Source organism: Roseovarius amoyensis, from assembly GCF_003260265.1.
Lineage (GTDB): Bacteria > Pseudomonadota > Alphaproteobacteria > Rhodobacterales > Rhodobacteraceae > Roseovarius > Roseovarius amoyensis.
Map to the genome: position 1 here is coordinate 26,858 of NZ_QITQ01000013.1, position 12,762 is coordinate 39,619.

The 12,762-nt window shown below is 64.0% G+C and carries 16 protein-coding genes; 15 read left to right on the forward strand and 1 reads right to left on the reverse strand.

Annotated elements, in window-relative coordinates:
* The first annotated feature begins 7 nt into the window (after positions 1–7).
* Both DL899_RS12075 and DL899_RS12080 read left to right on the forward strand, forming a co-directional pair.
* Positions 8–505 (forward strand): phosphatidylglycerophosphatase A family protein, encoded by a 498-nt coding sequence (locus DL899_RS12075; protein WP_111734616.1) that lies wholly within the window; start codon positions 8–10, stop codon positions 503–505.
* Positions 502–972, forward strand: coding sequence for a CinA family protein (locus tag DL899_RS12080; RefSeq protein WP_111734617.1), 471 nt, complete (start codon positions 502–504; stop codon positions 970–972). The genes DL899_RS12075 and DL899_RS12080 overlap by 4 nt, the downstream gene beginning before the upstream one ends.
* Positions 973–1,075: 103 nt before the next feature.
* On the opposite strand, the gene DL899_RS12085 is transcribed toward DL899_RS12080, so the two are convergent.
* Positions 1,076–1,528, reverse strand: a complete 453-nt coding sequence (locus DL899_RS12085) for a type II toxin-antitoxin system RatA family toxin (protein ID WP_111734618.1) — start codon at positions 1,526–1,528, stop codon at positions 1,076–1,078.
* Positions 1,529–1,630: 102 nt separating this feature from the next.
* Here DL899_RS12085 and hpt point away from each other — a divergent pair, with 102 nt between their 5' ends.
* The 13 genes from hpt to purF all read left to right on the forward strand — a co-directional run bounded on the left by hpt (position 1,631) and on the right by purF (position 12,681).
* The gene (hpt, locus tag DL899_RS12090) at positions 1,631–2,173 is read left to right on the forward strand and encodes a hypoxanthine phosphoribosyltransferase (RefSeq protein WP_111734619.1); all 543 of its coding nucleotides are present in this window, start codon (positions 1,631–1,633) and stop codon (positions 2,171–2,173) included.
* The gene (locus DL899_RS12095) at positions 2,170–2,352 is read left to right on the forward strand and encodes a hypothetical protein (protein ID WP_111734620.1); all 183 of its coding nucleotides are present in this window, start codon (positions 2,170–2,172) and stop codon (positions 2,350–2,352) included. The genes hpt and DL899_RS12095 overlap by 4 nt, the downstream gene beginning before the upstream one ends.
* Positions 2,353–2,425: 73 nt before the next feature.
* On the forward strand, positions 2,426–3,100 hold the full coding sequence (locus DL899_RS12100) for an orotate phosphoribosyltransferase (protein WP_111734621.1): 675 nt from the start codon (positions 2,426–2,428) through the stop codon (positions 3,098–3,100).
* A gap of 183 nt (positions 3,101–3,283) precedes the next feature.
* A complete protein-coding gene (locus DL899_RS12105) occupies positions 3,284–4,777 on the forward strand; it encodes a replicative DNA helicase (protein ID WP_111734622.1) in 1,494 nt (497 codons plus the stop codon).
* A 1-nt stretch (position 4,778) separates the two neighbouring features.
* A complete protein-coding gene (locus DL899_RS12110; protein WP_111734623.1) occupies positions 4,779–5,222 on the forward strand; it encodes a nuclear transport factor 2 family protein in 444 nt (147 codons plus the stop codon).
* A 48-nt stretch (positions 5,223–5,270) separates the two neighbouring features.
* Positions 5,271–6,308 (forward strand): alanine racemase, encoded by a 1,038-nt coding sequence (gene alr / locus DL899_RS12115; RefSeq protein WP_111734624.1) that lies wholly within the window; start codon positions 5,271–5,273, stop codon positions 6,306–6,308.
* Complete coding sequence (locus DL899_RS12120; protein WP_111734625.1) at positions 6,305–7,090, forward strand: MlaE family ABC transporter permease; 786 nt, start codon at positions 6,305–6,307, stop codon at positions 7,088–7,090. The genes alr and DL899_RS12120 overlap by 4 nt, the downstream gene beginning before the upstream one ends.
* Positions 7,087–7,833: an ABC transporter ATP-binding protein gene (locus DL899_RS12125; protein WP_111734626.1), complete on the forward strand. Its 747-nt coding sequence runs from the start codon at positions 7,087–7,089 to the stop codon at positions 7,831–7,833. Before DL899_RS12120 ends, DL899_RS12125 begins: the two co-directional genes overlap by 4 nt.
* Positions 7,830–8,465 carry a hypothetical protein gene (locus DL899_RS19405; RefSeq protein ID WP_162685569.1) on the forward strand — a complete coding sequence of 212 codons (636 nt, stop codon included), beginning with the start codon at positions 7,830–7,832 and terminating at the stop codon, positions 8,463–8,465. Before DL899_RS12125 ends, DL899_RS19405 begins: the two co-directional genes overlap by 4 nt.
* A 169-nt stretch (positions 8,466–8,634) precedes the next feature.
* The gene (locus tag DL899_RS12130; RefSeq protein WP_111734627.1) at positions 8,635–9,072 is read left to right on the forward strand and encodes a paraquat-inducible protein A; all 438 of its coding nucleotides are present in this window, start codon (positions 8,635–8,637) and stop codon (positions 9,070–9,072) included.
* 43 nt (positions 9,073–9,115) lie between these two features.
* Complete coding sequence (gene radA, locus DL899_RS12135; RefSeq protein WP_111734628.1) at positions 9,116–10,480, forward strand: DNA repair protein RadA; 1,365 nt, start codon at positions 9,116–9,118, stop codon at positions 10,478–10,480.
* A gap of 27 nt (positions 10,481–10,507) precedes the next feature.
* Entirely contained in the window at positions 10,508–11,065 is a 558-nt protein-coding gene (locus DL899_RS12140) for a CvpA family protein (protein ID WP_111734629.1), read from the forward strand.
* Between the two features lie 134 nt (positions 11,066–11,199).
* Positions 11,200–12,681: an amidophosphoribosyltransferase gene (purF, locus tag DL899_RS12145; protein WP_111734630.1), complete on the forward strand. Its 1,482-nt coding sequence runs from the start codon at positions 11,200–11,202 to the stop codon at positions 12,679–12,681.
* Positions 12,682–12,762: the final 81 nt, after the last annotated feature.

Sequence of the window (12,762 nt, forward strand, 5' to 3'; positions counted from 1 at the left end):
CCGCACCATGAGGCTGAGCCATCTGATCGCCACTGTCGCCCATGTCGGCCACCTGCGCCCCGCCCCCGGCACATGGGGGTCGCTGGTGGCGCTGCCGATGGCCTGGGCGCTGCACGCGATTGCCGGGCCGTGGCTGCTGATCGTCGCCATTGTCGCCACGTTCTTCAAGGGCTGGTGGGCGACCGCGCGCGAAACCGCGGGCAAGGACGATCACGACCCATCAGAGATCGTGATTGACGAGGTGGTCGGCCAGTGGATCGCCTTTCTGCCCGTCTCGATCGGCGCGGCGCATGTGGGTGCGCCGCTGACCGCGCTGTGGCCCGGCTGGGTGACGGCGTTCCTGCTGTTTCGTCTCTTTGACATCCTCAAGCCCGGCTGGGTCGGCCGGGCCGACCGACGCGGTGACGCGCTGGGGGTGATGCTGGATGACGTGATCGCCGGCATCTTCGCGGCGCTGGGTGTCGTGGTTCTGGCGGCGATTTCACACGGGATCATGGCGCTATGACCGCCGCGGACCTGCTGCAACGGGCCCGCGCGGCGGGCGTGACCATCGTCACTGCCGAAAGCTGCACCGGCGGCATGGTGGCGGCGGCGCTGACCGATGTGGCCGGGTCATCCGACGTGTTCGAGCGCGGATATGTCACCTATTCCAACGACGCCAAGATGGAATGCCTCGACGTCTCGCCCCGTACCCTGCGCGAATTCGGCGCCGTGTCGGAAGAGGTGGCAAAAGAGATGGCCGAGGGCGCGCTGGCCAACTCCTATGCCGGGCTGGCGGTATCCGTGACGGGCATCGCCGGGCCAGGTGGGTCGGAAACAAAGCCCGAGGGGCGGGTTTGCTTTGGCCTCGCCATGACCGGCCGCCCCACCCGCACCGAGACACAGGAATTCGGCGCGCAAGGGCGCGACACGGTGCGCGCGCTGTCGCGCGATCATGCCTTGGGGCTGTTAGGTGCGGCGCTCAGCGGCTGAGGCGCGCACGCCCCTGCTGCTGCTGCTTCTTGGTTGAAAATACCCAAGGCACACACGGCGCATCCTGCCCCGCCGTCGGGCATGGGCCGGTTCCTGCGCCGGCTCAGCCTTGCCCGTACAGCTCTTTCGCGCGGGTCTCGAAGGCGCGAACCACCCGCTTCATCGCCTCGTGAAAAAAGAGCTCCGCCGCCGACTGCAGCAACCGGCTGCGCAGCGCGAAATCAACATCGAAATGCACGATGCAGCCGGTCTCAGACTCCTCGAAACGCCAATTCGATTTCATGTATTCGAACGGTCCGTCCAGATACTCGGTCTCGATCTTGCGCGCCTCGTCCCACAGCGTCACACGGCTGCCGAATCGTTCGCGGAAAACCTTGAAGCTGATCACCAGATCGGCCTCCATCACCCGCGCGCCGTCGTCGCGCGGGGTGATCTTGCGCACCCGCGCGGCGGCGGTCCAGGGCAGGAATTTGGGATAGGATTCCACATCCGCCACCAGGTCGTACATCTGCTGTGCCGTCCAGGACAGGTGGCGGGATTCGGAATGCGACGGCATCGGCGGCCCCGTTGATTTGGATTGCGCGGCATTTCCGCGTGACAGTGGGCCGGGTTTTCGTAGACTGGCCCCCGAAAATCAAGCGGATACCCCGGCACACCGATGACCGACGCCCCTTATGCGATCGACCGGCTGATCTCGGCCAAGGAAATCGCCGCCCGGATCGAGGCCCTGGCGGACGAGATCGAAACCGAGTTTGCCGGCACCGAAAAGCTGGTGGTGGTGGGGCTCTTGCGCGGCTCGTTCGTGTTCATCGCCGACCTGGTGCGCGAGCTGAATCTCAGTGTCGAGGTCGATTTCATCGAAACCTCGTCCTACGGCAACAGCACCCGGTCGAGCCGCGAAGTGCGCATCCTCAAGGACCTGCGCGGCGACATCGAGGGGCGCGACCTGCTGGTGGTCGAGGACATTGTTGATACCGGCCACACCCTGGCGCATGTGCTGACGCTGCTGCGCAGCCGCAAGCCGCGCAAGCTGCGCACGATCGCGCTGCTGGACAAGCCGTCGCGCCGCCAAACACCGGTGCGGGCCGACTGGATCGGGTTCGAGATCCCCGATGAATTCGTCGTCGGCTATGGCATTGATTACGCCCAACGCAACCGCAACCTGCCCTATATCGGCAAGATCCGGTTTTTGCAGCCATGAACCCGCGCTGGCTGTTTCGCATGGCGCGGTGGGCCCACCGGCCGCCCGGCATGCGGCGGGTGCTGCTGGTGCTGGGGATCGTGGCGGTCTGCCTGGTGATCCTGGGGATAGAGCGGTTCATCGGCTGGCCCGACTGGATGACGGTCACACCCGCGGTCCGGCGCGGCTGGGGCCTGTAGGTGCTTGCAGTTCACCGCACCGCCGGGTTAGGCCATTGCCGCACCACCGCCCCAAACACGAGGCCTGCCGCCGATGATCCCGTCGACTTATCCGCCCAAATCCGAAATCGCCCGCCTGACCGCGCGGATGCTGCTGGAAATCGGCGCGGTGCATTTCAATGCGCGCGAGCCCTTTACCCTGGCCAGCGGCCTGCCCTCGCCCACCTATATCGACTGCCGCAAGCTGATCTCGTATCCGCGCATCCGGTCCACGCTGATGGATTTTCTGGCCGTCACCGTCCTGCGCGAGGCCGGGTTCGAGGCATTCGACAACATCGCCGGGGGCGAAACCGCCGGCATCCCCTTTGCCGCGCTGGTGGCCGAGCGGCTGGCGCTGCCGATGACCTATGTCAGAAAAAAACCCAAGGGCTATGGCCGCAACGCGCGAATCGAGGGCGAGATGACCCCCGGCCAGCGCGTGCTGCTAGTCGAGGACCTGACCACCGATGGCGGCTCCAAGCTCAGCTTTGTTGACGCCATCCGCGAAACCGGGGCGACCTGCGGCCATACGGCGGTGATCTTCTACTACGGCATCTTTCCCGAGACCGTTAAGACACTGGGCGATCACGGGGTTGCCCTGCACCACCTGTGCACCTGGGCCGACGTGCTGGCCGAGGCGCGCGAGCAGGAGGCGTTCGATACCGAGACGCTGAACGGGGTGGCAGAGTTCCTGAACGATCCGCGCAGCTGGCAGGCGGCGCGGGGCTGACAGCGGTGTTGCTGGGCTGCATCACCGCCCGGCAGCGCCCAACCACAGGATATAGTGGCACATCACTGCGCCATTTCTAAATCCTGTGGAATCTGTTATCCACAGACGATCCACAGAAACATACAAGTTGCGTGGCCGCGCCCGGTCTCGATATGACAGGCGCATCTGCAAAAGGGGAACGGGATGACGAATGTTACCAGCTTCAACGCCACCGGCGCTGAGGCCAAGGGCGAAGTATCGCTGCCGCACTCCATCGAGGCTGAACAGCAGCTTCTGGGCGCCATCCTGACCAACAACGACATCTATGACCGGGTGTCGAACCTGATCGGGCCGCAGCATTTCTATGAACCGGTGCATGCCCGCATCTTCGAGGTCGCCGCGACGCGCATCGCCAAGGGCAACCTATCCTCGCCGGTGACGCTCAAGACCTTTTTCGAGGATGACGAGGGGCTCAAGGAACTGGGCGGGCCGGCCTATCTGGTGCGCCTTGCCGGCTCGGCCATCAGCGCCTTTGCCGCGCGTGACTATGCGCAGATGATCTATGACATGGCGATCCGCCGCGAACTGATCGAACTCGGCCACGAAATCGCCGACCGCGCCGCCCGCGCCGAAGTTTCGGTCGAACCGCGCGACCAGATCGTGGCGGCCGAGCAAAGCCTTTATTCCCTTGCCGAACAGGGCCAGTCTGAACGCGGATTTCAAAGCTTTCTCAGTGCCGTAAAGGACGCAGTTGATGTTGCAAACGCCGCCTATCGCCGCGACGGCGGGCTGGCGGGGCTGTCGACCGGACTGGTCGATATGGACCGCAAGCTGGGCGGGCTGCACCGCTCTGACCTGCTGATCCTTGCCGGGCGGCCGTCGATGGGCAAGACGTCGCTGGCGACCAACATCGCCTTCAACATCGCCAAGGCCTATCGCCGCGGTCCCCTGCCCGAGGGTGGCGAAGGCGCGATCGACGGCGGCGTGGTGGGCTTTTTCAGCCTCGAGATGAGCGCCGAACAGCTGGCCGCGCGGGTTCTGTCCGAGGCGGCCGAGATCCCGTCGGAACAGATCCGCCGCGGTGACATGACCGAGGCCGAATTCCGCCGCTTCGTCGAGGCCGCCAAGACGCTGGAGGCCTGCCCGCTCTACATCGACGACACCCCCGCCCTGCCGATCAGCCAGCTTTCGGCGCGGGCACGGCGGCTGAAACGCACCCACGGGCTGGATGTGCTGATCGTCGACTACCTGCAGCTTGTCCGCCCCGCCACCGCGCGCGACAGCCGCGTGAACGAGGTGTCGGAAATCACCCAGGGGCTAAAGGCCATCGCCAAGGAGTTGGATATCCCGGTGATCGCCCTGTCGCAGCTTTCGCGCCAGGTCGAATCGCGCGAGGACAAGCGCCCGCAACTGTCGGACCTGCGCGAATCGGGGTCGATCGAACAGGACGCCGATGTGGTGATGTTCGTCTTCCGCGAAGAATACTATGCCGAGCGCGAAAAGCCGTCCGAGGACAAGATCGACGAGATGGTCAAGTGGCAGGAACGGATGGAACGCCTGCACGGCCGCGCCGAGATCGTCATCGGCAAACAGCGCCACGGCCCCATCGGCACCATCGAGCTGAGCTTCGAGGGCCAGTTCACCCGCTTCGGCAACCTCGTCAAGCCGTGGCAGCAGCAAGGCGGCGAAGGGTACTGAGATGGATATCGACAACTTCATGGCCGCCTACAAGCGGGTTTGGAAGGCGCAGGATTCCGAAGGATTCGCCGCGCTCTTTACCCCGGACGGGCAGTACTGGAACACGCCCTTTCAGGTGCAGGACAGTTTCGACGCGCGCAAGACATACTGGGACCGGATCAAGCTGCAGGACCGGATTTCGCTGCGCTACGAGGTTCTGTCGCGCAACGACAATGGCGGCATCGCGCATTGGAACGTCACCTATCAGGTCGCGTCCGAAGAGCTGTTCCAGATCTGGGCCAAATCCGCCGGCACCGGCCTGCCCGACCGCAAGCCGGGCGACCCGCTGCCGTGGATGGAGCTGGACGGCATGCTGAGCGCCCAGTTCGACCGCGGCGGGCCGGATGGTGGGCTGGCACGCGAGGTGCGCATCTGGTGGCATTCTCTGCCCCGCCCTCAGGGCTGACCCGCCTTTCCGCTTGACCCGCGCCACGAGACTGTCAAAACCCCGCACATGGCTACTCCTATCCTGAATATCGGCCTCGACGACATCCGCGCCAACTGGCGCGCCCTTGCCGCCATGTCTGACGGCGAGACCGGCGCCGTGGTCAAGGCTGACGCCTATGGGCTGGGCGCCGGCAAGGTTGCCCGCGCCCTTGCCCGCGAAGGTGCGCGCAAGTTCTTTGTCGCCATCGCCGAAGAGGGCGCCGCCCTGCGGCAGGAACTGGGGCCCGGCCCCGCGATCCATGTCTTTTCCGGTCACATGCCCGGCGACGCCGACATGATCCGCGACACCGAACTGGTGCCGATGATCAATTCCATCGACCAGCTTATCCGCCATGTCGAGGCCCTGCCGGGCGCGCCCTTTGGCATCCAGCTTGACACCGGCATGAACCGGCTGGGGATGGAGCCCGCCGAATGGGGCGCCGTGGCCGAGGTGGCGCTGGAACAGCGCCCCGTGCTGGTAATGAGCCATCTCGCCTGCGCCGATGAACCCGACCACCCGATGAACGCGAAGCAACTGCGCGCCTTTCGCGAGATGACGGATGGCCTGGGCATTCCCCGCTCGCTGGCCAATACGGGCGGCGTGCTGCTGGGGGCCGACTATCATTTCGAGGTTTCCCGCCCCGGTATCGGCCTCTATGGCGGGCTGCCATTCGTAGATGCGCGCCCGGTCGTGTCGCTCGACCTGCCGGTGATCCAGTGCCGCACGCTCGCCCCCAGCGAAACGGTGGGATACGGCTGCGATTTCGCCGCCGTGCGCGAGACCCGCATCGCCACCGTCGCCGCCGGCTATGCCGACGGCATCCTGCGGGCGATGGGGCCGAAGACGCGTCTCTATGCCGACGACCTCGCCTGCCCGATCGCCGGGCGCATCTCGATGGACCTGATCTGCGTCGACATCACCGGGCTGGACGACGACCCGACATCGTTGGAGCTGCTTGGCCGGCACCAGTCGGTCGATACCCTGGCCGACAATGCCGGCACCATCGGTTATGAAATCCTCACCTCGCTTGGGTCGCGCTATCGCAGACGCTATCGCGGCCAATGAGGTGGGTTGCAGCCTTTCTCGCCGCTATCGGGCGCACGGTGCTGCAAACACTGGCCATGATCGGGCGGTTGACGCTCTATGCGCTGGACACGATCAGCCACATGGTGCGACCGCCCTTTTACCTTAAAGAACTGCTGCAAAGCCTTATGAACGTTGGCTATTTCAGCCTGCCAGTGGTGGGATTGACGGCAATCTTTACCGGCGGCGCACTGGCATTGCAGATCTATGCGGGCGGCGCGCGCTTCAACGCCGAGGCGGTGGTGCCCCAGATCGTGGCCATCGGCATGGTGCGTGAACTGGGGCCGGTGCTCGTGGGGCTGATGGTGGCGGCGCGCGTGACGTCGTCCATCGCCGCCGAGATCGCCACCATGAAGGTGACGGAACAGATCGATGCGCTGGTGACCCTGTCGACCCACCCGATGAAATACCTTACCGTGCCGCGTGTTCTGGCGGGGCTGCTGATGGTGCCGCTGCTGGTGGGCATCGGCGATATCATCGGGGTAATGGGCGGTTACATGGTTGCCACGCGCACGCTGGGCTTCAACCCCGGCACCTATCTGAAAAACACCGTCGATTTCATCGAAACCCTCGACGTGGTGTCGAGCCTGGTCAAGGGGGCGGCGTTCGGGTTCATCGCCACGCTGCTGGGCTGCTATTTCGGCATGCACACGGGCCGCGGCGCACAGGGCGTCGGCCGCGCCACCAAGTCGGCGGTCGAGGCGGCGGCGATCCTGATCCTTGCCACCAACTTCGTTCTCACCAGCCTGTTTTTCTCGATATGATCGAGCTCAGGGACGTTCATAAGGCGTTTGGCAGCAACAAGGTGCTGCGGGGGATCAACCTGTCGGTGGCGCGCGGCACCTCGCTGGTGATCATCGGCGGCTCGGGCACCGGCAAGTCGGTGGCGCTGAAATGCATCCTTGGCCTCATTCGCCCCGACAGCGGGCTGATCACGCTTGACGATATGGACGTAACCAAGGGCGACCGCGATGCGTTCCTGGCGCGGTTCGGGATGCTGTTTCAGGGCGGCGCGCTGTTTGATTCGCTGCCGGTATGGCAGAACGTGGCGTTTCGCCTGATGCGTGGCTCGCTCAAGCGGCCAAAGGCCGAGGCGCGCGAGATCGCCATCGAGAAACTGCGCCGCGTCGGGCTGAAGCCCGAACAGGCCGATCTGTTCCCCGCCGAGCTGTCTGGCGGCATGCAAAAGCGCGTCGGCCTTGCCCGCGCCATCGCCGCCGAGCCCGAGATCATATTCTTTGATGAGCCCACATCGGGCCTCGACCCGATCATGTCGGGGGTGATCAACGACCTGATCCGCGAAATCGTGACCGAGATGGGCGCCACCGCCATGACCATCACCCACGACATGACCAGCGTGCGCGCCATCGCCGACAACGTGGCGATGCTGCATGACGGGGTGATCAAGTGGACCGGGCCGGTATCGCAACTGGACAATTCGGGCGATCCCTATCTCGACCAGTTCATCCACGGCCGTGCCGAAGGGCCGATCGAGGCGGTGCGGTGAGAACAATTGTGCTAACACCTGAAGCTTTGGCGCCTTTGGGTGAAGCAAACAACGCATCTACGTTCCTAAGTGTCTCCAGAGATGTCTTTGAGAAAAACCGAAAACCTGACTACCCTTACATAGTTGACTTGGGTGTGGAAGCCGGTCCTTTGTTGCTGCTGTTAGGGCACAGTGCAGAATTGGTTTTTAAGTCATTTCTGAGAAGTATTGGCGTTGAGAATAACAGACTAAAGACATTCAAAGGTTTCAGTTACAAGATCGATGAAGACGGTCGTGTTAAGCGAACGAGCAAATCCGAATTCAAACGGCACGATCTTGTTTTTCTATTTCGAACGGTTCGGCAGATTTGCGCATCTCATGATCTTGCAGATGGAATAAACTCTGCGCTGAAGCACCATGTTTTTCACCGCGAGAAGCATGAGATTTTCATGGAAACTCCCGATAAACCAACATTCAATAATTTTTGTCAGCAGCTAAGGCTACTGAATGCGAGCTTCGACAAGCCGTTTCGTGCGCGCTACTTTCAATCTGGTATGTTTACCATACCAAATTGTGAAGTCGTCCTAGTGGCGCTGGAATCTCTCGAAAAGCGCTTGCGACGTGAGTTCTTTAGTAACTTTCGAACCGATTGAATTTTACCTGTTACAAATTGGAGACCAACGCTCTTGGAGTCATTGATGCGGCATTCCTAAAGCCCAACACTCCCTGAAGACTTCCAAGCAAAATCCATCGAATTGGCGACTTGGCACCCAGCCCACAAGCTGCAAAGCTGCCCCACATCTCGTACCCGATGGATTGTCCATGCTCAAATACGCCAACCTCTGCCTCCTGATCCTCTTTCCCGTCGCCTGGTTCGCGCCGATGCTGCGGGCGGGGGTGCTGCCGCTTTTCGGGTTGTCGGAAATCTCGGTCATCTCGGGGCTGGCGTCGCTTTGGGGAACGGATGTGTTTCTGGCGCTTGTCGTCACCTTCTTTGCCCTGTTCGCCCCCTACGTCAAAACGCTGGGGCTGGCGCTGTTGCATTTCGGGCTGCTCGATATCCGGGTGCTGCCGGCGCTGACCATCCTGGGAAAGCTGGCGATGGCCGACATATTCCTTGTCGCGCTCTACATCACCGTGTCCAAGGGCATCGGCGTGGGCCGAATTGAAACCGCCTGGGGGCTGTACCTTTTCACCTTCTGCATCCTCGCTTCCTTGGCGATCTCGATCCTTTCCGCCCGAGCAACGCGCCGGGGCTGACCTGACGGCTTGCCAGCGGTCGCGCCAGAGGGCAGGAAGGGACATGGCAAAATCCCCCGCCTTCACCTGCACCGCCTGCGGCGCGGTATACACCAAGTGGTCGGGCCGCTGCGAAGGCTGCGGCGCGTGGAACACCATTGTCGAAGAGGCGCCGCTGTCCTCGGGCCCGGGCAAGCAATCGCTGGGTAACAAGCGCGGCGCGGCGCTGACGCTGACCGATCTGTCGGCGAAAGAACCGCCGCCGCCGCGCACCGCCTCGGGCATGGCGGAATTCGACCGCGTGCTGGGCGGCGGGCTGGTGCCGGCCTCGGCCACGCTGGTGGGCGGCGACCCCGGCATCGGCAAATCCACCTTGCTGTTGCAGGCCGCCGCGCGGCTGGCCGAAGCGGGGCTGAAAACCCTCTACATCTCAGGCGAAGAGGCCACCGCGCAGATCCGCATGCGCGCGGCGCGGCTGGGGCTGGCCGAGGCGCCGGTCAGGCTGGCCTCTGCCACCAGCCTGCGCGACATCCTCACCACGCTCGAGGCAGAGCGTCCGGGCCTCGTGATCATCGATTCGATCCAGACCATGTGGGCCGACACCGTCGACAGCGCGCCGGGCTCGGTGGCGCAGGTGCGCGCCGCGGCGCACGAGCTGACCAGCTTTGCCAAGCGGCGCGGCGCGGCGGTGATCCTGGTCGGCCACGTCACCAAGGAGGGCCAGATCGCGGGCCCCCGCGTGGTGGAACACATGGTCGACACGGTGCTCTATTTCGAGGGCGAGCGCGGCCACCAGTTCCGCATCCTGCGCTCGGTCAAGAACCGGTTCGGCCCCGCCGACGAGATAGGCGTGTTCGAGATGACGGGTCGCGGGCTGGCCGAGGTCGCCAACCCGTCGCAGTTGTTCCTGGCCGGGCGCGGCGCGCCGGCGGCGGGATCGGTCGTCTTTGCCGGGATCGAGGGTACGCGCCCGGTGCTGGTGGAATTTCAGGCGCTGGTCGCGCCCACGTCGCTGGCGCAGCCCCGCCGCGCCGTGGTCGGCTGGGACAATGCCCGCCTGGCAATGGTGCTGGCCGTGCTCGAGGCGCGCTGCGCCATCCCGTTTGCCGGGCTCGATGTCTATCTCAACGTCGCCGGGGGGCTGCGCATCGCCGATCCGGCCGCCGACCTGGCCGCCGCGGCCGCGCTGCTGAGCGCGCGAGAAGACATCGCGCTGCCGCCCGAGGCCGTTGTTTTCGGGGAAATCAGCCTGTCGGGCGCCTTGCGACCGGTACCGCAGAGCGAAAACAGGTTGAAAGAGGCGCAAAAACTTGGTTTCACCACGGCAATCGTACCGTCCGGCGGCAAAGCCGGCGGCGGCAAGGACATGAAGCTGCGCGACTACGGCGATCTTGCCGCGCTCGTGGGCGAGATGTTCGGCGCCGGATAGGACCGGCAAGCGAAAGAGGCGGATTGCATGGAAGGCTTCACCATCATAGACGGCGGCGTCGCGCTGGTGATCGTGCTCTCGGCACTGCTCGCCTATTCGCGCGGGCTGGTGCGCGAGGCGCTGGCCATCGCCGGCTGGATCGTCGCGGGCGTTCTGGCCTTTGTCTTTGCGCCGCAGGTCGAACCGCTGGTGACGGAACTGCCGGTGGTGGGCGATTTCATCGCCGACAGTTGCGAATTGTCCATGATTACCGCCTTTACCGCCATCTTCGCGGTGGCGCTGATCGCCGCCTCGCTGATCACGCCGATGTTTTCGTCGCTGGTGCAGCGTTCGGCGCTGGGCAGCATCGACCAGGGGTTGGGTTTTCTCTTTGGCGTCGGGCGCGGCATCCTGCTGGTCGCCATCGCCTATTTCGTCTACGAGACCATCGTCACCGGCCAGAACATCCAGATGATCGACGACAGTCGCTCGGCCCGGGTCTTTGCCCGGCTGACCGAACAGGTCGAAGATCAGGACCCGGAGGCCGCGCTTGGCTGGATCACCCGCCAATACGAACAACTCGTCGGCGTCTGCGATCAGCGCTGATGACCCGACGCAGGAATATCATGGCGCAGCGCGTGCGAATTTAATCGTTATAGTTTCGTGACACCGAAGTTCTGACGCCCTATGAAGGGCGCAATCGGCAACCGTGAGAGTCGGAGCTGCCCTTGCCAAAGCAAATGCCCCCCAGCCACCCGTTCGATTTCAATGCCCTGCGCGCGCACGGCACCGATGATGACAAGCTGCACGAAGAGTGCGGCGTTTTCGGCGTCATCGGCGTGGACGAAGCGGCCAATTTCGTCGCCCTCGGCCTGCACGCCCTGCAACACCGCGGGCAAGAGGCTGGCGGAATCGTCTCGTACGCGCCCGAACAGGGTTTCAACTCGGCCCGCCGTTTCGGCTATGTGCGCGACAACTTTACCCGCGCCAGCCTGATGGAAACGCTGCCGGGTTCGATCTCGATCGGCCATGTCCGCTATTCCACCCACGGCGCCAAGGCGCCGGTGCTGCGTGATGTGCAACCCTTCTTTGGCGAATTTTCTCTGGGCGGCGCGGCCATAGCCCACAACGGCAACATCACCAATGCCGAGGCGCTGCGCCGCGAGTTGATCGAGCGCGGCTCGATCTTCCAGTCGAATTCCGACAGCGAATGCATCATCCACCTGATGGCGCGCTCGTTCCAGCGCACCATCCCCGACCGGATGGAAGACGCGCTGCGCCGGGTCGAGGGTGCGTTCTCGATCGTGGCAATGACGCGAACCAAGCTGATCGGCGTGCGCGACCCGCTGGGCGTGCGACCGCTGGTTCTGGGACGGGTCGGCGACGGCTGGGTGCTGAGCTCGGAAACCTGCGCGCTTGACATCATCGGCGCCGAACTGGTGCGCGAGGTCGAACCGGGCGAGGCGGTGATCATCAGCGGTCAGAGCATCGAAAGCCATCGCCCCTTCCGCCCTACTCACCCGCGCTTCTGCATTTTCGAGCATGTCTATTTCTCGCGCCCCGACAGCATCATCGGCGGCCGCTCTGTCTATGAAACCCGCCGCCAGATCGGCGTTGAACTGGCGCGCGAGGCGCCGGTCGATGCCGATCTCGTCTGCCCCGTGCCCGACAGCGGCACCCCGGCCGCGATCGGATTTTCGCAGGAATCGGGCATTCCCTACGCGATGGGGATCATACGCAACCAGTACATGGGCCGTACCTTCATCGAACCGACCGAGCAGATCCGCAACATGGGTGTGCGGCTCAAGCTCAACGTCAACCGCGCGCTGATCAAGGACAAGCGGGTGATCCTGGTCGATGACAGCGTCGTGCGCGGTACCACCTCGCGCAAGATCAAGGAAATGATCCTTGATGCCGGCGCGGCCGAGGTGCATTTCCGCATTGCCTCGCCGCCCACCGCGTGGCCCTGTTTTTATGGCGTCGACACCCCCAACCGCGACAAGCTGCTGGCCGCCACCATGTCCGAGGACGAGATGTGCGAATATCTCGCCGTCGACAGCCTCAGGTTCATCTCTCTCGACGGACTCTACCGCGCCGTGGGCGAGGCAAAAGGCCGAGACAAAAGCTGCCCGCAGTATTGCGACGCCTGTTTCTCGGGCGACTACCCGGTTGCGCCGTCGGACATGATCGAAAAGGGATTCGAGCTGAAAGCGGCCGAATAACGCCCCCCTACGGCGGCTTTCCGCCCAGGGCGCCGGTGCGACCGGGCCACCCCCTTTTCATGTCCGTCATTGCCGGATAGG

What these genes read in the sequence shown, in the direction of transcription:
- radA (WP_111734628.1), top strand. Translation starts at nt 9,116, where the DNA reads ATGGCAAAATCCCCCGCCTTCACCTGCACCGCCTGCGGCGCGGTATAC.
- DL899_RS12105 (WP_111734622.1), top strand. Translation starts at nt 3,284, where the DNA reads ATGACGAATGTTACCAGCTTCAACGCCACCGGCGCTGAGGCCAAGGGC.
- DL899_RS12080 (WP_111734617.1), top strand. Translation starts at nt 502, where the DNA reads ATGACCGCCGCGGACCTGCTGCAACGGGCCCGCGCGGCGGGCGTGACC.
- DL899_RS12085 (WP_111734618.1), bottom strand. Translation starts at nt 1,528, where the DNA reads ATGCCGTCGCATTCCGAATCCCGCCACCTGTCCTGGACGGCACAGCAG.
- DL899_RS12140 (WP_111734629.1), top strand. Translation starts at nt 10,508, where the DNA reads ATGGAAGGCTTCACCATCATAGACGGCGGCGTCGCGCTGGTGATCGTG.
- purF (WP_111734630.1), top strand. Translation starts at nt 11,200, where the DNA reads ATGCCCCCCAGCCACCCGTTCGATTTCAATGCCCTGCGCGCGCACGGC.
- DL899_RS12110 (WP_111734623.1), top strand. Translation starts at nt 4,779, where the DNA reads ATGGATATCGACAACTTCATGGCCGCCTACAAGCGGGTTTGGAAGGCG.
- DL899_RS12100 (WP_111734621.1), top strand. Translation starts at nt 2,426, where the DNA reads ATGATCCCGTCGACTTATCCGCCCAAATCCGAAATCGCCCGCCTGACC.
- DL899_RS12095 (WP_111734620.1), top strand. Translation starts at nt 2,170, where the DNA reads ATGAACCCGCGCTGGCTGTTTCGCATGGCGCGGTGGGCCCACCGGCCG.
- DL899_RS12120 (WP_111734625.1), top strand. Translation starts at nt 6,305, where the DNA reads ATGAGGTGGGTTGCAGCCTTTCTCGCCGCTATCGGGCGCACGGTGCTG.
- hpt (WP_111734619.1), top strand. Translation starts at nt 1,631, where the DNA reads ATGACCGACGCCCCTTATGCGATCGACCGGCTGATCTCGGCCAAGGAA.
- DL899_RS12075 (WP_111734616.1), top strand. Translation starts at nt 8, where the DNA reads ATGAGGCTGAGCCATCTGATCGCCACTGTCGCCCATGTCGGCCACCTG.
- alr (WP_111734624.1), top strand. Translation starts at nt 5,271, where the DNA reads ATGGCTACTCCTATCCTGAATATCGGCCTCGACGACATCCGCGCCAAC.
- DL899_RS12125 (WP_111734626.1), top strand. Translation starts at nt 7,087, where the DNA reads ATGATCGAGCTCAGGGACGTTCATAAGGCGTTTGGCAGCAACAAGGTG.
- DL899_RS12130 (WP_111734627.1), top strand. Translation starts at nt 8,635, where the DNA reads ATGCTCAAATACGCCAACCTCTGCCTCCTGATCCTCTTTCCCGTCGCC.